The organism is Candidatus Kosakonia sp. 282A-S69 (genome assembly GCF_029433855.1).
Classification (GTDB): Bacteria; Pseudomonadota; Gammaproteobacteria; order Enterobacterales; family Enterobacteriaceae; genus Kosakonia; species Kosakonia cowanii_A.
This window is the reverse complement of the sequence record NZ_JAROAU010000003.1, coordinates 721,506-740,628: the sequence shown is the minus strand read 5'-3', so window position 1 is coordinate 740,628 and position 19,123 is coordinate 721,506. Positions and strand designations below refer to the sequence as shown.

Annotated in this window: 17 protein-coding genes and 1 tRNA gene; 10 read left to right on the top strand and 8 right to left on the bottom strand. The window is 56.5% G+C overall.

Going from position 1 to position 19,123, the window contains the following annotated elements:
* Positions 1-221: 221 nt before the first annotated feature.
* Both PU683_RS09230 and PU683_RS09225 read left to right on the top strand, forming a co-directional pair.
* Positions 222-581, top strand: a complete 360-nt coding sequence (locus PU683_RS09230; protein ID WP_277171203.1) for a YfeC-like transcriptional regulator — start codon at positions 222-224, stop codon at positions 579-581.
* Between the two features lies 1 nt (position 582).
* A complete protein-coding gene (locus tag PU683_RS09225; protein WP_277171202.1) occupies positions 583-975 on the top strand; it encodes a YfeC-like transcriptional regulator in 393 nt (130 codons plus the stop codon).
* Positions 976-1,004: 29 nt separating this feature from the next.
* Here the strand turns inward: PU683_RS09225 and PU683_RS09220 are convergent, their stop codons facing one another.
* A complete protein-coding gene (locus PU683_RS09220) occupies positions 1,005-1,346 on the bottom strand; it encodes a RamA family antibiotic efflux transcriptional regulator (protein ID WP_023479912.1) in 342 nt (113 codons plus the stop codon).
* Positions 1,347-1,381: 35 nt separating this feature from the next.
* Positions 1,382-2,482 (bottom strand): MBL fold metallo-hydrolase, encoded by a 1,101-nt coding sequence (locus PU683_RS09215; RefSeq protein WP_277171201.1) that lies wholly within the window; start codon positions 2,480-2,482, stop codon positions 1,382-1,384.
* 192 nt (positions 2,483-2,674) lie between these two features.
* On the opposite strand from PU683_RS09215, the gene PU683_RS09210 reads away from it, so the two are divergent.
* Positions 2,675-3,265, top strand: coding sequence for a TetR/AcrR family transcriptional regulator (locus PU683_RS09210; RefSeq protein WP_277171200.1), 591 nt, complete (start codon positions 2,675-2,677; stop codon positions 3,263-3,265).
* Positions 3,255-3,620: an MmcQ/YjbR family DNA-binding protein gene (locus PU683_RS09205; RefSeq protein WP_277171199.1), complete on the top strand. Its 366-nt coding sequence runs from the start codon at positions 3,255-3,257 to the stop codon at positions 3,618-3,620. Before PU683_RS09210 ends, PU683_RS09205 begins: the two co-directional genes overlap by 11 nt.
* On the opposite strand, the gene PU683_RS09200 is transcribed toward PU683_RS09205, so the two are convergent.
* Complete coding sequence (locus PU683_RS09200; protein ID WP_277171198.1) at positions 3,617-4,489, bottom strand: helix-turn-helix transcriptional regulator; 873 nt, start codon at positions 4,487-4,489, stop codon at positions 3,617-3,619. The two genes, PU683_RS09205 and PU683_RS09200, sit on opposite strands and share 4 nt — an antisense overlap.
* A 107-nt stretch (positions 4,490-4,596) precedes the next feature.
* Here PU683_RS09200 and PU683_RS09195 point away from each other — a divergent pair, with 107 nt between their 5' ends.
* Positions 4,597-6,021 (top strand): MFS transporter, encoded by a 1,425-nt coding sequence (locus tag PU683_RS09195; RefSeq protein ID WP_277171197.1) that lies wholly within the window; start codon positions 4,597-4,599, stop codon positions 6,019-6,021.
* Positions 6,022-6,075: 54 nt separating this feature from the next.
* On the opposite strand, the gene pheP is transcribed toward PU683_RS09195, so the two are convergent.
* The 4 genes from pheP to PU683_RS09175 form a co-directional block, all read right to left on the bottom strand.
* Positions 6,076-7,473 (bottom strand): phenylalanine transporter, encoded by a 1,398-nt coding sequence (gene pheP / locus PU683_RS09190; RefSeq protein WP_277171196.1) that lies wholly within the window; start codon positions 7,471-7,473, stop codon positions 6,076-6,078.
* Between the two features lie 114 nt (positions 7,474-7,587).
* On the bottom strand, positions 7,588-9,528 hold the full coding sequence (locus PU683_RS09185; RefSeq protein WP_277171195.1) for a methyl-accepting chemotaxis protein: 1,941 nt from the start codon (positions 9,526-9,528) through the stop codon (positions 7,588-7,590).
* 299 nt (positions 9,529-9,827) lie between these two features.
* Positions 9,828-10,088: a DUF2534 family protein gene (locus tag PU683_RS09180; protein WP_023479829.1), complete on the bottom strand. Its 261-nt coding sequence runs from the start codon at positions 10,086-10,088 to the stop codon at positions 9,828-9,830.
* A 130-nt stretch (positions 10,089-10,218) separates the two neighbouring features.
* Entirely contained in the window at positions 10,219-12,417 is a 2,199-nt protein-coding gene (locus PU683_RS09175; protein WP_431190933.1) for a TonB-dependent receptor, read from the bottom strand.
* Positions 12,418-12,937: 520 nt separating this feature from the next.
* Between PU683_RS09175 and PU683_RS09170 the strand changes: the two genes are divergently transcribed.
* The 4 genes from PU683_RS09170 to PU683_RS09155 all read left to right on the top strand — a co-directional run bounded on the left by PU683_RS09170 (position 12,938) and on the right by PU683_RS09155 (position 17,311).
* The gene (locus PU683_RS09170) at positions 12,938-14,056 is read left to right on the top strand and encodes a YbdK family carboxylate-amine ligase (RefSeq protein ID WP_277171194.1); all 1,119 of its coding nucleotides are present in this window, start codon (positions 12,938-12,940) and stop codon (positions 14,054-14,056) included.
* A 222-nt stretch (positions 14,057-14,278) separates the two neighbouring features.
* On the top strand, positions 14,279-16,186 hold the full coding sequence (locus tag PU683_RS09165; protein ID WP_277171193.1) for a methyl-accepting chemotaxis protein: 1,908 nt from the start codon (positions 14,279-14,281) through the stop codon (positions 16,184-16,186).
* 73 nt (positions 16,187-16,259) lie between these two features.
* Positions 16,260-16,502: a DUF1158 domain-containing protein gene (locus tag PU683_RS09160; RefSeq protein WP_277171192.1), complete on the top strand. Its 243-nt coding sequence runs from the start codon at positions 16,260-16,262 to the stop codon at positions 16,500-16,502.
* 209 nt (positions 16,503-16,711) lie between these two features.
* Positions 16,712-17,311, top strand: coding sequence for a nitroreductase family protein (locus tag PU683_RS09155; protein ID WP_277171191.1), 600 nt, complete (start codon positions 16,712-16,714; stop codon positions 17,309-17,311).
* Between the two features lie 63 nt (positions 17,312-17,374).
* Here PU683_RS09155 and gltX read toward each other — a convergent pair whose 3' ends face one another.
* A complete protein-coding gene (gltX, locus tag PU683_RS09150; protein WP_277171190.1) occupies positions 17,375-18,790 on the bottom strand; it encodes a glutamate--tRNA ligase in 1,416 nt (471 codons plus the stop codon).
* 256 nt (positions 18,791-19,046) lie between these two features.
* Here gltX and PU683_RS09145 point away from each other — a divergent pair.
* Positions 19,047-19,122, top strand: a tRNA-Val gene (locus tag PU683_RS09145).
* Position 19,123: the final 1 nt, after the last annotated feature.

Genomic DNA, 19,123 nt, shown 5'->3' with positions numbered 1-19,123 from the left:
CATCGCGTAAAGCGTGTCGTGTTGACGGGCGGCATGATATGAATTCCCTTGTCAGGTGTCAACGGCAAAATCACCGCACCTTTACCAACCGCTGAAAAAGCATGCAATTGAATCCCCTTGCGTAACGCCTCGCAGCCAGCAGTTAAACCTGTCACATTTTCTTCTAAAATGGTGCTATAACATAAACCACTAATTACCCTTACTACTCACCGGGAAATTATATGCTCAAGGAACGAATGACGCCGGAGGAGCTGGCTACGCTTACCGGGTACAGCCGGCAAACCATCAACAAATGGGTGCGTAAAGAGGGGTGGATCACCTCGCCAAAACCTGGCGTTCAGGGAGGAAAAGCCCGCCTGGTTCACGTTAACGAACAGGTTCGCGCCTTTATCCGCAGTGCGCAGCGCAATGAACTCTCTCCTTCTACCCCTCTCTCCAGCAGCGACGCCTCGCTGGAAGCACTTCTGCTCAGGCTGGCGAAGGAGATGACCGACGCCGAGCGCACCCAGCTCTCTTCAATGCTTTTACGCGACGGCATTACCGGCCTGTTGCAACGTTTAGGGATCCGCGACCAGAAATAAGATGAACACATTACCAAGCAAAATGACCACCGCTGAGTTAGCAAACTGCCTCGGCGTCACACGACAGACCATCAACCGTTGGATCAAACGTCACAAGTGGAAAACCGAGAGTCTCCCCGGCGTAAAAGGGGGCCGTGCTCGCTATGTATTGATAACGGATAAAGTGCTGAGCCTGGTGATGGAGTTGCCCGCCATGCGCCATAGCGGCTTTAGCAACTCGCTTGCCGAATCGCCCACACCCTATCTCACCGCGTCAGGCTCGATGCAAAATATCATCAACACGTTACAGATGTTGACCGCTGACGAACTGCAGCAGCTTGAAGTGTTGCTGGCACGCGAAGGGTTGAGCACCTTTTGCAGCCGTTTAGGCATCAAGCAGACGGTACAAGAGTAAAAAAACCGGCGCGGTGCCGGTTTGTTCGGTTAATGGGTGTGCTGATGGTTTTCACGCCGGTAGGCTCCCGGCGGCTGGTTAAAGGTGCGGGTAAAGATCCGCGTAAAGGTTTGCTGCGAATCGAAGCCATATTTCAGGCAGATATCGTAAACCTTCTGATCGGTGTTGCGTAAATCCTGCGCGGCGCGCGCGAGTTTACGCTCGCGGATATAGCGCCCGAGGCTCTCCCCTTTGTACTGCAAAAAGAGCCGTTGCAAATGCCACTTGGAGTAGCCTGCGTGCGCGGCAATCTCATCAATACGCAAGGGTTGATGAAGATTGTCGTCGATCCACTCGACGATAGTGTCGATAACCTGAGCGGAAATAGTCATGCTGCGATCCCCCTGCACTTCGATTAAGTAAATGGTTATTCCCACCAGGCGCTGAATGTTTGCCCCGTATCAGCTGCAAACACCACTTCGCCCAGCTTCGGTGTCAGTAAGCGAAACTCTTTATCGCGGCTGGCAGCCGCTAAACGTTTGTACGGATCGTCCCAGCTGTGTTTTGCCAGTACAAAGCGTCCGGCGTGACCCGGCAGCACCGCGCGAGCCTGCAGATCATGCGCCGCCTGCGCGCTCTGCTCCGGCATCATATGAATATATTTCCACGCCTCGTCGTACTGCCCATTCTCCATAATGGCAATATCGATCGGGCCAAACCTGTCGCCGATGGCCTTAAAGTGCGGGCCATAACCGCTGTCGCCGCTGTAGTAGACTTTGCGTTCAGGCGTGACAAACAGAAAGCTGGCCCATAGCGTCTGGTTGCGCTTCAGCCCACGGCCAGAGAAGTGACGCGCGGGCAGAACATTGACGCTAAGCGTATCGCTAACCTGCACGCTCTGCTGCCAGTCCGCCTCCTCAATCTTCGCCGCGTCCATCCCCCAGTAACGTAGATGAGAGCCGACGCCGAGCGGTGTAACAACGCGTTTGATCTTCGGCATCAGCGCCTTGATGGTGGCGTGATCGAGGTGGTCATAGTGGTCGTGAGAGATAACCAGCAGATCGATCTCCGGCATGCTTTCTGCGGTCCAGACACCGTTACCGGCAAACGCTTTATTGAGAAAGGAGAATGGCGCGGCGTAGTCGCTGAGCACCGGGTCGATCAAAATACGTTTGCCCGCCAGCTGCACATACCATGAGGAGTGCCCCATCCACACCAGCGTATCCTCCTGCAACGGCAGCGCCGAGAGATCGGTTGCCACCAGCGGCAGCGGCTGCTGCGGTCGCGCGTTCTCACGTTTACCGAAGAGAAAATCCCACCACAGCGCCAGTTTGCTTTGCTCACCGGTAAAGCCCGGCGTCGGCAGCGCATTGTGAAACGCGCCATCGCGGTAATGGGGCGATTGTTCCACAGCACCGAGCGCCTCCCCCTGCGGGGGCTGACCAAAACCGGCATTCAGAACAAAAGGTAAGCTTGCAGCAGACGCAACGAGCATAACGACAACCACGCTGATAGTGAGACGTTTCATATCCTGACCCGGCTAAATCGATCCCATCCGTTGAGACGATACTCATTGAACTTGATTATGAGTGAGTAAGCACTCATTATAGAAACGAACATTAAATCGTCAAGACGATTTTTTGTTGTTTGATATTCGACGTTGCAGCCTCTCAAAGGGCATGTTTCAATCGTGGTTTTATAAAAAGCGGAGAAAAGCGGCGTGGCTCGTCCGAAGAGTGAAGATAAGAAACTGGCATTACTGAAAGCAGCAACTAAGGCGATTGCCCAGTCGGGGATTGCCGCCTCAACCGCGCTTATCGCCCGTAATGCAGGCGTCGCGGAAGGCACGCTGTTTCGCTACTTCTCCACCAAAGACGACCTGTTGAACGCGCTCTATCTGCATCTGAAAACCGATCTTTGCGGCACCATGCTGGCCAATCTCGACCGATCCAGCAGCGATTCGAAGGTGCATACCCACTCCATCTGGGACAGCTATATCGACTGGGGGATTCGCCACCCCAACGGCCATCATGCGGTGCGCCAGATCGCCATCAGCGAAAAGCTGACCGCTGACACCAAGCAGCAGGTGGCCGATATCTTCCCGGAGCTGCATGAGCTGTGCCACCGCTCGGTGCGCCCGGTTTTCCTCTCGGATGAGTACTCCGCGTTTGGCGATGCTATTTTCCTTGCGATGGCGGAAACCACCATTAACTTTGCGAGCCGCGATCCTTCGCGAACCAAAGAGCTTAAGCGCCTCGGCTTTGAGGCGATGTGGCGCGCGCTGGCAAATGAGGAAAAAGATGGAGAGTAAAACATTGAAGGAGAGCGCCCATCGCTATGCGCTGTCGCTCCCCTTTACTGAACACTGCTGGCCATTCGGCCCGGAGCATGACGTCTTCAAAGTGTGCGGCAAGATATTTATGATGACCACCACCGCCCACGGCAGGCCGATGGTGACGATGAAATCGGAGCCGCAAACCGCGCTGCTTAACCGGCAGATCTACCCCAGCATTGAACCGGGGTATCACATGAATAAGAAGCACTGGATCTCCGTCTACGCTGGCAACGAGATTGACCTCCCGCTGCTTGAATCACTGATCCAGCACGCCTGGGATCGCGTGGTCGACACCCTGCCGCGAAAAGATCAGAAGCGCCTGCGTCCTTAAGCGTTCTGCGCCAGCCACTGCAGCGCCTGCTCGCCCTGCTCATCCATCGGCATATAGACCAGTAACCGCGAGCCGTTGCGCGGCGCGGAGTACCAGTACATCTGCTGCAGAGTAATCGTGCCGAGCTGCGGATGCGTAAAGACCTTGACCTTATTTTCCACGCCGCTTACTTCATAATGCTTACGCCACAGCGTTTCAAATTCTGCCGAGGCGGCGCAAAAGCGCGCCAGCTTCGCTTCCCATATTGCCTCCCCGCGATGCGCAGCCATGGCCGCCCGGAAATAGGCGACAAAGGTCGAGAGTACCTGTTCATCCTGCCCTAAGCGGCTGCGCCACTGCGGATGGGTCAGGTAGAGATAGATACAGTTGCGATCCTCTTCGGGAATCTCATCAAAGCTGACGCCCATCAGGTGCTCAAAACCGGCGTTCCACGCGACAATATCAAAATTGGGTTTCTGGATACTTGCCGGGTTCGGCAGCAGGCTGTCCAGCAGGCGGCGCGTGCTGTCACTGATCCCTTCGCACTGCGGCGAATTGAGCGCTTCGGTAGGCGCTAACCCGGCAAGCAGAAAGAGATGCCGCGTCTCGGTCGGCTTACACTGCAGCGCGGCGGCAATCGCCTGCAGGACATTGGCAGAGGGATTCACCTCACGGCCCTGCTCAAGCCATGTGTACCAGGTGACGCCGACATCCGCTAACAACGCCACCTCTTCGCGCCTGAGACCCGGCGTGCGCCGTCGGCTGCTGCGCGGCAACCCGAGCCGCTGCGGATCGAGGCTTTCACGCCGCGCACGCAGAAACGCGCCCAGCTGTTTGCGGCTCTCTTCCAGCAGCGCCAGCTGCGGCTGCTTCTCCACCATCAACGTCATAAAACCTCCAGCATGGTAGTGCCAATACCCGTATAGGCAAGAACTGGTACCCGTTTTCTCATTCGGCGATGCTACGTCCATCCGATGAATGACGCAATGGAGTCACCATGAATACGTCTGCTGTTTCTCCGGGCCGGGCGGGCCTGTTTTTGCTGTTAACCGGGCAGATGCTGCCGCTGATCGACACCTCGATCACCAATGTCGCGCTCGATTCCATCACTCTGTCGTTACACACCTCGGCCACCCAGCTGGCGCTGATTGTTGCGCTCTATGGTGTAGCGTTTGCCGTCTGCCTGGCAATGGGCAGCAAACTGGGGGATAACTTCGGACGCCGACGCCTCTTTTTATGGGGCGTTGCGCTGTTTGGTACTGCCTCGCTGCTGTGCGGCCTGGCGAATTCAGTCCCTGCCCTGCTGGCAGCGCGCACGCTGCAAGGGATGGGCGCGGCGCTGATTGTGCCGCAGATCCTCGCCACTCTGCATGTCACGCTGAAAGGCAGTGCGCATGCCCGCGCAATCAGCCTCTACGGTGGGGTTGGTGGCGTGGCGTTTATCATCGGGCAGATGGGCGGCGGCTGGCTGGTTTCGGCAGATATCGCCGGTCTCGGCTGGCGCAACGCCTTCTTTATCAATGTGCCCATCTGCCTGCTGGTGTTGCTCCTGAGCCACCGCTACGTGCCGGAAACCCGCAGCGAACAGCGCACGCGCATTGACTGGCAGGGCACGGCGGCGCTGGCGCTGATCCTCTGCTGCCTGCTTTTCCCGCTGGCCTTAGGCCCGGAGATGCACTGGCCGTGGCAGAGCAAAGCGGCGCTGCTGGCGCTCTTCCCGCTGGCACTGTGGATGCGCAGCAGCGCGGTGCAGCAGGAGAAGCGCGGCATCACGCCGCTGGTGCCGCCGCGCCTGCTGAAGCTGCCCAGCATCCGCTTTGGTTTGTTGATTGCCCTGCTCTTTTTCAGCGCCTGGGCCGGGTTTATGTTCTGCATGGCGCTCACCTTGCAGGCCGGTATGGGCATGACGCCCTACCAGTCCGGAAACAGCTTTATCGCCCTTGGCGTTGCCTATTTCGTTTCCGCCTGGTACGCGCCGAAACTGATCGGCCGCTACAGCATGCGCACGATTTTGTTGACCGGGCTTACGATACAGATTGCGGGCTTGCTGGCGCTGATGGTGACTCTGCACTTCTGCGGCCGCGTGGTTGGCGTGCTGATGCTCGCCCCCGCCACTCTGCTGATTGGCTACGGCCAGGCGCTGATCGTCAACAGCTTCTACCGTATCGGTATGCGTGATATTACCGCGCAGGACGCTGGAGCCGGCAGTGCGCTGCTCAGCACCCTGCAGCAGTCGGCGCTCGGTCTGGGGCCTGCGCTGCTCGGCGGCATCTTTCTCCACCTTGTCGACCAGTCGCACGGTGACTACAGCGCGGCGCTGAGCGGTTTTCTGGCAACTGAAGTGGTGATGATGCTGGCGCTTGCCGCGGCGGCGCTCTGCGCCCGCCAGCAGTTAGCGCCCCGCTGCCAGACGAATGCCTGAGGCAAATAAAAACGCCAGCGCGAAGGCTGGCGTTTTCTCATGTCGCGCTGAGGCTTATGCGCGTTTTGGTGCCCGCCGCAGCAGTTTGAAGGCGGCAAACAGGAACACAATCCATACCGGCAGCAGGAGGGCCGACAGGCGCATATCGTCGATGGAGTACATCAGACCGAGAATAAACAGCATAAAGCCGATGCAGAGATAGTTGCCCGCCGGGAAGAGCAGCGCTTTGAATTGCGGATCGCGCCCTTTGCGGCGCATCGCGGCGCGGAACTTCAGGTGCGCCAGCGAGATCATGATCCAGTTCAGCAGCAGGGTGACGACCACTAACGCCATCAGCATGGCAAAGGCTTTCTGCGGTAACAGGTAGTTCACCAGCACCACCAGCGAGGTAATCGCTCCCGAGAGGATCAACGAGTTAACCGGTACGCCGCGACGGCTGACGCGTGTCAGAAACGCGGGCGCATTGCCCTGCACTGACAGGCCAAACAGCATACGGCTGTTGGAGTAAACCCCGCTGTTATAGACCGAAAGTGAAGCCACCAGAATGACGAAGTTAAGTGCGGATGCGACCAGATTGCTGTCGAGTTCGTGGAAGATCATTACAAACGGGCTGCTATTGGCCTGAACGTCAATCCACGGATAGAGCGCCAGCAGTACCACCAGCGAACCGATGTAGAAGAGCAGAATGCGGTAAACCACCTGGTTAACGGCTTTTGGAATGGTGGTGTGCGGCTCGCTCGCCTCGGCGGCGGTGATACCAATCAGCTCAAGGCCGCCGAACGAGAACATAATGACTGCCAGCGACAGCACCAGCCCATGCCAGCCGGTGGCGAAAAAGCCGTTGTACTGCCAGAGGTTGTTGATGCTGGCACGCTCGCCGCCGTGGCCGGTGAACAGCATCCAGACGCCAAAGCCAATCATGCCGATAATCGCCAGCACTTTGATCAGCGCAAACCAGAACTCGGTTTCGCCATACAGGCGCACATTGACAAGGTTAACGGCGTTAATGATTGCAAAGAAGGTAGCGGCCCAGACCCAGGTCGGGATAGCGGGGAACCAGTACTGCATATAGATCCCGGCGGCGGTCAGTTCCGCCATGCCGACCAGCACAAACATCGCCCAGTAGTTCCAGCCGGAGAGGAAACCCGCAAACGGCCCCCAATATTTAAAGGCGAAGTGGGAAAACGACCCGGAGACCGGCTCTTCAACCACCATTTCACCGAGCTGGCGCATAATCAAAAAGGCGATAATGCCGGCGATGCCGTAGCCGAGTAACACTGCAGGTCCGGCCATCTGAATTGCCGGGCCGATGCCGAGAAACAGCCCCGTACCGATTGCGCCGCCAAGGGCAATAAGCTGAATATGGCGGTTCTTTAATCCCCGTTGTAGCGTCGGCGCTGCCTCCGACGCGGTCCCGGTCATGTTCCCCACGACCTGTGACGCGTTTTTCACGTCCTTCCCCTTTGTGGTTTCATTTAAAGGGGCACCTTTTAACATCTCCGCCAGGGGCTGGCAAGAAATGGTACCGGCAGCGGGGAGCCTCGACGACCAGGCTCCCCGCTCCACTCAGGCCTGCAGGCGGAACTGCTGCACGCTCTGCGCCAGCTGCTCTGCCTGATCTTCCAGCGAGGTCGCGGCGGCCGCCATCTCCTGCACCAGCGAGGCGTTCTGCTGGGTCACGCCATCCATTTCGTTGACCGCAATCGTCACCTGGCCAATGCCTTTGGCTTGCTCATCGGAGGCGCTGACAATCTCATTGATGATGGATTGCACCGAGTTGACCGCCTGGGTCATCTCCTGCATGGTTTTACCGGCGTCGTTCACCAGCTGCACCCCGGTTTCCACCCGCTTGCCAGACTCTTCAATCAGCGCGCCGATCTCTTTCACCGCATCAGCACTGCGGCTTGCCAGATTACGCACTTCCGACGCGACTACCGCGAAGCCACGCCCCTGCTCTCCGGCGCGTGCCGCTTCCACCGCGGCGTTCAGCGCCAGGATGTTGGTCTGGAACGCAATGCTGTTGATGATGGCGGTGATATCGCCGATCTTCTTCGCACTGTCGTCAATCTGGGACATCGTTTGTACCACCTGCCCCACAAGCGCTTCGCCGCGGCTGGCAATCTGCGTGGCATTGGCGGTCAGCGCGGTGGCATGGTGCGCATTATCAGCATTGTGTTTAACCGTGGCGCTGAACTGCTCCATGCTGGCAGCGGTCTGCTCCAGCGCGGCGGCTTGCTGCTCGGTACGGGACGAGAGGTTGATGTTGCCGCTGACAATCTCGCCAGCGCCCTGACGCACGGAGCTGCTCGCCTCCTGGATCTGCCCGACCATCTGGCGCAGTTGATCCTGCATGGTGTGCAGTGCATAGAAGAGGCTACTGCGATCGCCCTCTTTCACCACAATAACGTTATCAAGTTTGCCTTCGGCTACCGCCAGCGCAATGCTTGCCCCCTCCAGCGGCTCACCGCCAATCGGTTTCAGCACTTTACGGCTAAAGACCAGGCCCAGCAGCGCGCTCACCAGCAGGATGCTGATAACGCCAAGGATCACGGCATTAAGCAGCTGGCGGTTAGCGGCAGCCATCACCTGGCTGACCGGCGCGACGATGCCGAGATACCAGTTATCGGTGCTGTTACCGATAGTGACCGGCTGCCAGGTCACCAGCGCTTTCTCACCGAGGATCGGATCATCCTGCTCCACCACACTGGAGGTAAAGCCTTCGGTCTTGCCAGGAAAGGGTTTGCTGGTCAGTTTCTTATCCGGGTAGGAGATCACTTTCCCGGAGGTGGAGAGCAGCATCGCATAGCCACCGCCTTCCCAGGGTTTGATCTGATTCACTTTCTGCTGCAGTGAGGCCAGCGAAATATCGGAAGTGACTACCGCAGTGAGTTTGCCATCGTTGACGATCGGCGCGGCGACCGAGGTTAACAACGTCGGGACGCCGTTATAGGCATAGCTGTAGGGTTCGATCAGTGTATCTTTTTGCGTGCGCTGCGGCACAAGGTAGTAGTCGCCCTGCCCCGGCGTAAAGATCGAGAGCAGCGGATGCATGGCGTATTTCCCGTTTGTATCACGATCGGCAAACACCGCGTAGCGTCCTTTGGGGGCCTGATCCGCTTTACCGGCAAACTCTGCGTCGCGACCATCGAAGGCGTTCTCTTCAAAAATCACCGAGACGGAGAGGTAGTCCGGGTTATCGCGCACCGCATACTCAATTAACTTATTCGCCACGTTACGGTCAGTGATCCCGGCCTGCGGCAGCGCGGCCAGGCTATGGCCGAGGTTATGCGCCACATCGCGCGCATAGTTCAGCTGCTGCTGGATGGTGAGCGCCTCACTGCGGGCGATTTTTTGCAGATATTGTTCGGCGAGCGCTTTTTGCTGATTGCTGGACTGCCAGCTCAGTACCCCGATGGTGACCACAAAACCGAGGGTGATGGTGATGGCGCCCGTCAGCAGCATCTGCGCGCGGGTGCTCATTTTTTTATTCACAAATTGTCTGGCCATTACGGCTCTCCTGGAGTCAGCCTTCTGTCATCAATGTTCCTTGCAGCATGCACTCCCTGTATCAACCCTATCGGCGATTATTTTTTGATCTTTAATTGTTAAAAATGGGCATAAGGGAGAGGGAAACACGCCCTTTCCACAGCCAGGCAGCAGGCTAGCGCGGCGCGTAATGTAGTGGCAGTTAACTTATCGGGCACCGATACTTAAAACGGAGTTTTCGACTGCGTGAGGGGAAATAACTTTATTCCTGTGATGTGATAACGGAAACTGCCCCGGCGGAGAAACCGGGGCGAACAGGATCAGCCGCGATCGTCTTTCGGGCCGAGGAAGTAGAAGCCAAAGGGCAGCGAGCCGATGATGGTGAACATCAGGCTATAAATCGCTACCCATGCACCCTGCATAATAAACATTGAGGTGGTCCAGGAGGACATCGGCAGGTTGTATTGATCCTCAACGCCTTCGAAGGTCACCTTTGACACCACGCTTACGGCAATCAGGAACACAACCAGCACCGCGCAGAGAAATTTTTTCCCGTCACGGGTTCGTAATTTTTCCAGCATCTCACTCTCCTTTTATGTGGATTTTCTGTGCTGCGAGTGTAACCGATCTGCTGTTTAAATGTTGTAATGAGCAAATAAAAGGCAACATGCCGGATCGTCTGAACGCCATCCGGCGTGCTGCCATGGGCGATTAAAAATCGTAGCTCATTGACACTTTCAGCTCGCGGCCGACGCCCCGGTAGATATAGGTGCCGTTATCTTCAACGCTTGCCCAGTAGTTCTTATTGGTAACGTTATCCAGCCCGACGCGCCACACCATCTCGTTGCGATCGGCGTTCAACCGCATGCGATAACGCGCACCGAGATCGAGTGTGGTGTAACTGTCCAGTTTCTTGCTGTTCGCCGCGTTAGCGTATTGCGATCCGGTGTGGTTGACTCGCGCCGTTGCCGTCAGCCCCTCAATCGCGGGGATGTCATACTCCGCACCCAGCACCGAGTAGAAGCCCGCCACGCCAACCGGTTTATTACCCTGATTGACGCCATCCTGAGTTTTGGTCATTTTAGCGTCTATCCAGGTCGCGCTGCCGTTCAGGCGCAGGCCGAGCATCGGCTCGCCAAACAGGCTCAGCTCAACGCCCCGGTTGCGTTGCTCGCCACTCAGCTCATAAATATTGGTGCTGCTGTTCTGGATAGCCGACGGCTTCTTAATTTCAAACAGCGACAGCGTACCGCCGATGCGGCCAAAGTCCGTTTTTACCCCCACTTCGTTCTGTTTCGAGTGGGCGATGCCGGTGGTTTGATACTGATTAGCCGCCCCTTCCGGCGCGGTGCTGCCCGGCTGCAGTGCTTCGGTGTGGTTGGCGTAGAGCGAGACCACTTCCCACGGTTTGTAGACCACGCCGTAGGTCGGCATCCAGCGATCTTCAATAAAGCGCGCGGTTCGGTTCTCCGCACCGGTGGCATTGTTGTAGCTGTGCACCCACACTTTTTGGTATCGCGCGCCCGCGGTGAAGAGCAGCGTATCGTCAAGCACGCCCAGCGTATCGCTCAGCAGCCAGCCCTGGGTGCGGTTGCGCCCGGTGGTTAACGGGTCGCTGTAGTTGCCACCGGTCAGGCTGTAATCCGGCATCGGCACCGCACTGTTGTTGTAGATATTGACGCGCGGGTTCTTTGACGACATGCGCCAGGCGACCTTGTCCTGCTTGATGCTGGCGGAGTAACCGACGTTGACCTTGTGCGACACCGGACCGGTGTCGAAGTTGCCGCGCAGGCCCGCCATGCCACTCCAGCTGTCGCTGATGCGATTGGTGTCGAGGCGGCCAATCGTCGCATCGCCCGCGGCGTTAATCACTTTCGGCCCGCCATAGACGCCCTGCTCATGAGAGTGCTGGCCGCCAAAGGCGGCGTAGGCCGTCCAGATATCGGTGACATCATACTCGGCACGCGCGAGGCCAAACTCGTTTTCGATATCGCTCCACGCCCACTTCTGGCTGGTATTTTTGCTGTTACCCGGCACAGCAGGCACGAAATCGATATTGCTGATATTGATCCCCATCGAGCCGCCGTGGAAGGTCTTCTTCTGGTAGCCGACATCAAGAGAACTGCGTAAGCGCTCGCCGCGATAATCGAGGCCAACGGAGGCAGCAGTAGTGCGGCGCTTATCATCTTCAACCGTGGTTTCGCCTTCGCGATGCAGCAGGTTAACGCGCACCCCGAACTGGTTGTTATCGCCATAACGACGTCCGACATCCAGCGCTCCGCCGACCTGAGAGCGCGATGCGTAATCAACGCCAAGGCGCGTCAGCGGCGTATCCTCTGCGTGTTTTGGCTCAAGGTTGATCATGCCGCCGACGCCGGAGGTGGCAGCGCCGTTCATTAGCGCATTCGCCCCTTTAAAGATCTCGATGCGTTCGAGCATCTGCGTATCGACCACCTGGCGCGGCACAATGCCCGCCAGACCGCCCATTAGCATGTCGTCGCCATCAAGTTTAAAACCGCGAATGCGGTAGGTTTCCGCCATATTGCCGTAGCCCTGGCTGACCTGCACGCCGGCATCATTGCGCACCACATCGGCGATAGTTTTCGCCTGCTGATCCTGCACCAGCTTCGAGGTGTAGCCGATCACGTTAAACGGCACGTCCATAGCCTTCTGTTCGCCCAGCATGCCAAGACGCCCACCGTAGGCGACCTGGCCGTCAAGGTAGGCCGGCACCAGCGCGTCGCCACCGGGTTTGAAATCGCTGCCGCTGCTGGACTGGACAATCAGCGTCTCCTCTTTCGTTTCGCTGGCGGGAGTGGCTGCCTGTACGGCGTGCGTCGCCGCGCCAATCGCGAGCGCAAGCAGACTCTTGCGCAAAGGTGACCAGGTACGTTTGCTGTTATTCATCATCGACTCATAGCGAAGTGGAGAAAAAGGCCTGCGTTGAGGCCGGATGGTCAGGGAGATCAGCCTGCGGACTGGTCGCCCTCGCCTTTTCCCGCCTGCCTTTTCGCGTATAGAGACTGTGTGGCCGGGCGGGTAACCTCCAGATGCTGATGGCGTACTGCGCCGCAGCAACGCCCCCAAACACCAAAGAGAATGAGAACTATACTCATTAACCCTAATGTGGCAAGCAGAATTGAGCGTCGCGCATCCAGGTCGAACTCATCGCTGGAGGGCAAATACACTCCTTACAAAATATGGGGTTGACCACGAAGATGATAAAGATTATCTTTCGCATTACCGAATAGTTGAGTGGATGACTCAGGTATTCGGTACGACATTGCTCACATTGCTTCCAGTATTTTTTGCCCGCCGTTTGTGCGGGCTTTTTTTTGCGTTTTTTTAAGTCTTCCCTCTCTCCCGCTGCGCCGGGCATAATTAGCGATTCCCTTCCATACTCAAACAAACATTTGCGTAAGGAATGGTTATGTCTTTGCCCGATTTTCATGTCTCTGAGCCCTTTACCCTCGGCGTTGAGCTGGAGCTGCAGGTGGTTAACCCACCAGGCTATGACTTAAGCCAGGACTCATCCCGGCTTATCGACGCGCTTCAGCACCGCATCAGCACCGGTGAGGTTAAGCACGACATCACCGAAAGCATGCTGGAGATCGCCACCGGCGTCTGTCGCGATATCCGCCAGGTCGCGCATCAATTTTCGGCGATGCACCACGCCATTTTGCAGGCCGCAGACGAGCACCACGTGCAGATTTGCGGCGGCGGCACCCACCCCTTTCAGAAGTGGCAACGTCAACAAATCTGCGCGGATGAGCGTTATGCCCGCACGCTGGAGATGTTCGGTTACCTGATGCAGCAGGCAACGGTATTTGGTCAGCATGTGCATGTTGGCTGCACCAATGGCGATGATGCCATCTATCTGCTGCACGGGCTGTCGCGCTTTGTCCCGCACTTTATCGCCCTGAGCGCCAGCTCGCCCTATATTCAGGGCACCGATACGCAGTTTGCCTCGTCGCGCCTCAACATCTTCTCCTCTTTCCCGGATAACGGCCCGATGCCCTGGGTAACGAACTGGCAGGAGTTTGAAGGGCTGTTTCGCCGCTTGAGCTACACCTCGATGATTGAAAGCATTAAGGATCTGCACTGGGATATTCGCCCGAGCCCCGGTTTCGGTACCGTCGAAGTGCGGGTAATGGATACGCCGCTGACTCTCTCCCATGCCGTTAGCCTGGCGGGCTTTATTCAGGCGCTATCGCACTGGCTGCTGGCAGAGCGCCCATTTAAGTTCCAGGAGCGAGACTACCTGCTCTATAAATTCAACCGTTTTCAGGCCTGCCGCTTTGGCCTGAGGGGGGTGATAACCGATGTGCACACCGGCGAACAGCGCACCATTGCCGATGATGTGTCGCACCTGCTGGAGAAGGTCGCCCCCTGGGCCGACAAGCTTAATGCCCGCAGCGCGCTGGATGAAATTGCCGTCTGCGTTAAACGCGGCAAGAGTGAGGCGCAACTGATGCGGGAATTTATCGCCGATGGCGGATCGTTAATTGGCCTAATGAAAAAGCACACCGAAATTTGGGCGGCTGGTTAAACCCTCTATTTAGAGTGGTTATTTCTCTGCCGCAGGTAATATTTCACCTGCGGCACTCCCTGTATTGATTGTTTAATAGAGATATTCCTTAATCCCATAACACTTTTGAGGTAGCTGCTTCAGCAAAGAATTGATAAATATCAACAAGCCCTGCATTAGAAATAAAGCCTGCGTGTAATCACTCCGATAACAAATATATACACGCAAACAAGGGGCCTTTTTATGAAGTGGATTTACCGTATATCGATGAAGTCAAAACTGTTATTGGCTCTGCTACCTCTGTTGTTTGCTCTTATCTGGCTTGCAGCCAGCGGCATCATGTCGCGCGTTGCGACCGGCCAGCAAATGCATACCATCATCTCATTAACGACGCTGGCAAAAGATGCCGGTAGCGTCATTCATGAATTGCAAAAAGAGCGCGGCTTAAGCGCGGGTTATATCGGTAGCAAAGGCCAGCAATTTAATAATGAGTTATCGGCGCAATATCCCGTCTCGACAAAAGCGCTGACGCAGTTAACCGAGTTGCTCAACCAATTCCCGGAACAGGAAGCGAACAGCGATATTCGCCAGGCGCTGGCACAATTTCGCCAGCATCAGCAGGGTATTAATGATTTTCGCAATCGCGTGCGCGCATTAAGCGTAAATGGTTCCGACTCCCTGGTGTGGTACAGCACTATTATTAATGACTTGCTGAATGTAGTGGGCGGTATTAGCCAGCTAACGGATAACGGCGAAATTGTTAACCAGCTGGCGGCCTACTACAGCGTGCTGAATGCCAAAGAGCAGAGTGGTATTGAGCGCGCACTGCTGTCGAATGTCTTCTCCGCCGATCGCTTCACCGAGGCGCAATTCCGCCAGCTTAATGAAGTGGTGGGTAAACAGGCTTCATGGCTGGCGGCAACGCACGCCTTTAGCTCCGCAGAGGTGAACGCGAAGATGAGCGCGCAGCTAAACTCTCCGCAGGCGCTTAAAGCCCTCTCCTTACGCCAGACCGCTATCGATCATGCAGCAACCGGCGGCTTTGGCGTCGCACCCGCCGACTGGTTTAATGCGCAAACCGCACGCATCAACACGCTGAGAGCCGTTGAAGAGGCGGCCTCTCATCATCTACTGGTTACTGCGCAGAAGCTGGCCGATGAAGCCTGGCATGAGGTGACGCTTTTTGCCGTAATCAGCGTCATCTCGCTGGCAATCGCCCTCTTCTTTGCCGTGCTGGTCGCCAGCAGTATTCACCGCCAGTTGCAGCATTCGCTGGCCACCATCCGGGGGATGGATGGCGATCTCACTCAGCGCCTGGATGTGCCGGGTAGCGACGAGCTCTCTCTGCTTAACCGCGCCTACAACCAGGCGATCGAAAATATTCAGCATATCGTCAGCGAGATCAAACATGGCGCAGGCGTGCTGCGCAGCGCCAGTTCAGAGATTGCCAGCGGCAACCAGGATCTGGCATCCCGTACCGATCAACAAGCCGCCTCGCTGGTAGAAACCGCTGCCAGCATGGAGCAGATTGCCACTGCGGTAAACATGACGGCAGACAATGCCAATGAAGCAAAACGGCTGACGCAGGAGATGGAAAAACAGGTGCAGGAGGCGAGCCGCGTGGCGGGTGAAACCAGCCACAGCATGTCGGCTATCCGTCACTCCAGTGAACAGATCTCCAATATTGTCAGTTCGATTGATGAGATTTCGTTCCAGACCAACCTGCTGGCGCTGAATGCCGCGGTGGAAGCGGCGCGCGCCGGTGAGCTGGGCAAAGGCTTTGCAGTGGTGGCCTCAGAGGTGCGTAACCTGTCGCAGCGCTGCGCCAATGAGGCACAGCAGATCCGCGAACTAGTAAGTAAAAATATGGAGCAGATCCAGCAGGGTGTGGCGCTGGCGCAGGCCTCCGATCGCGCGCTGCATGCGGCACGCGAGAATACCGGGCAGATGCTGTCGTTTGTCAGCGATATCGCCCATGCGGCGAATGAGCAGTCGCTGGGGGTCTCGCAGGTGCATGAAGCACTAAACCAGCTGGAGCAGGTGACGCAGCAAAACGCGGGTTTGGTGGCGAGCGCCGCCAGCGCCAGCCAGCTGTTGGATCAGCAGTCTGAAACCATGTCGGAGCTGGTTGGCCGCTTTGTGGTCGCCTGAGTGAAGGTCGGGGAACGTTGCGCTCAGGCCAGCTTTCCCCGACAATGCGTTTTTTCATCAATGATTAACGCTTATGAAACATCCTCTCGAAACGGTGGTCACGCTGGCCGGCATCCTGCTGCTGGCTTTTATCTCTGTGTTGCTGCTTCCTGCGCCGCAGCTGGGCATGCAGCTGGCGCAAACGCTGATGGAAACCTTTCATCTGCTGGATTTAAATCAGTTTTATACCCTGCTTTACTGCCTCTGGTTTCTGCTGCTCGGCACCATTGAATTCTACGTGCTGCGCTTTATCTGGCGGCGCTGGCTGGCGGTTTAACGCCGCGCGCGTGGTGGCCTCGTTCTAATTTTTTGAATGTTATTGGCAAATAGTTGGACTGTTCTTTATGGCATCACAGGCCTATGCTTTTTTACGGCAACACATTGATGCAACAAATGATAGACCGGTTATAAAATGGCTTTTGGGCGCTTTTTCCGCCGCTTGCTCACGACAGCACAGCGGAGGTGCAGATAACTTCAGGAGGAATCATGTCAGACAACTTTCTCGCTTTAGCCAAACAACGTAGAACGATCTATGCCCTCGGTAAAACCCTGCCGATCGCGGAAGATGAAGTGATTGAACTTATCAAAGAAGCAATTCGCCAGGCGCCATCGGCATTCAACTCGCAAAGTTCACGTGCGCTGATCCTGCTGGGCAAAGAGCATGAGCAGTTCTGGGAATTGACCCGTGCGCAGCTGAAGAAAATTGTGCCGGAAGAGAACTTCCACGCTACCTCGCAAAAATTAGATGGTTTCGCGGCGGCGGCAGGTTCGGTGCTGTTCTTCGAAGATCAGGACGTGGTAACCCGGCTGCAGGAGCAGTTCGCCGCGTATGCCGATAACTTCCCGGTATGGTCTGAACACAGCACCGGTATCGCCCAGTATGCTGTCTGGGTGGCACTGGCAGAGAAAGGCATCGGCGCTAACCTGCAGCACTACAACCCGCTGGTGGATGAAGATGTGCAGCGCACCTGGAATATTCCGGCGAGCTGGAAACTGCGCGGCCATATGAACTTCGGTTCGATTATGGCCCCGGCAGGCGATAAAGCGTTTATGGACGACGACAAACGCTTTGTGGTTGCGCGTTAAGTTGCACGCACTCCTCTCTTTGAACAAATAAAAAAGCCGCCTTCTCAGGCGGCTTTTTTTCGCTTACTGCTGGGCTTCACGCTCAGCGATAAAACCCAATGCTTTATTGATGCGCTCAATGCTGCGGGTTTTGCCAATGGCGTGAACGGTAACATCCAGACCCGGCGATTGACCGGCACCGGTCACTGCGACGCGCAGCGGCATGCCAACTTTACCCATGCCCACTTCCAGCTCATCGGCGGTAGCCTGAATGGCGTGATGGACGTTTTCAGCGCTCCAGTTAGTGATGGCGGCGAGTTTGTCGCGTACCACTTCCAGCGGCTGGCGTGCGACCGGACGCAGATGTTTTTTCGCCGCATCTGCGTCAAATTCCCCAAACTCTTCATAGAAGTAACGGCAGCTTGCTGCCATCTCTTTCAGCGTTTTGCAGCGCTCGCCCAGTAGGGTAACCAGCTCTGCCAGCTGCGGACCGGTGCGGGTATCAATATTTTCCTGCTCGATGTGCCACTGCAGATGGGTGGCCACATACTCCGGCGCCAGGGTATTGATGTAGTGATGGTTCAGCCAGAGCAGCTTGTCAGTATTGAAGGCGCTGGCGGATTTGCTTACCGCACCCAGCGAAAAGAGTTTGATCATCTCTTCACGGCTGAAGATCTCCTGATCGCCACTGGACCAGCCCAGACGCACCAGGTAGTTGAGCAACGCTTCCGGCAGGTAACCGTCATCGCGATACTGCATCACGCTCACCGCGCCGTGGCGCTTGGAGAGTTTTTTACCGTCGTCACCGTTGATCATTGAAACGTGCGCGTAAACCGGCACCGGCGCATTCAGCGCTTTCAGGATATTGATCTGGCGCGGGGTGTTGTTGATGTGGTCTTCACCGCGGATCACATGGGTGATCTCCATATCCCAGTCATCCACAACAACACAGAAGTTGTAGGTCGGGGAACCATCGGTACGGCGAATGATCAGATCGTCCAGCTCCATGTTGCTGAACTCGATCGGGCCGCGGATCTGGTCGTCAAAAATCACCGATCCATCCTGCGGGTTGGCAAAACGCACCACGCACGGCTCATCTTCAGCGTGATGAGAATGGTCATGGCGGCAGCGGCCGTCATAACGCGGTTTTTCATTGTTTGCCATCTGCGTTTCGCGCAGCTGCTCAAGGCGCTCTTTAGAGCAGTAGCATTTATAAGCGGTACCCGCTTCCAGCATCTCATCAATCACCGCGTTGTAGCGATCGAAGCGTTTGGTCTGGAAGTACGGACCTTCATCCCACTCCAGGCTCAGCCAGTTCATGCCATCCATAATGGCTTCGATTGCTTCCGGAGTGGAACGCTCGAGATCGGTGTCTTCGATGCGCAGCACAAACTCACCGCCTTGATTACGGGCAAACAGCCAGGAGTAGAGAGCAGTGCGCGCGCCGCCAACGTGCAAATAGCCGGTGGGGCTTGGCGCGAAGCGAGTTTTGATTTTCATGAATTGGCCTTACGTTGATAGCGATGCCGACCGTCGGCAATACCTAATAGAAAAGTGGGCGATATTCTATCACTGTGGGCTGATTCCTCAATGTTGTTACCCAAATGGCGCAGCAAACAGGCTATTTTGTTTATAAATCATGCGTTCGCGATCGATTCGCCAGCGGTTTGTCTAATTTTACGACGAACGAACAATTTCTTTTGAAAATGCGTTGACTCATTTTCAACTCTCCCTATAATGCGACTCCACACAGCGGGGGTGATTAGCTCAGCTGGGAGAGCACCTCCCTTACAAGGAGGGGGTCGGCGGTTCGATCCCGTCATCACCCACCAC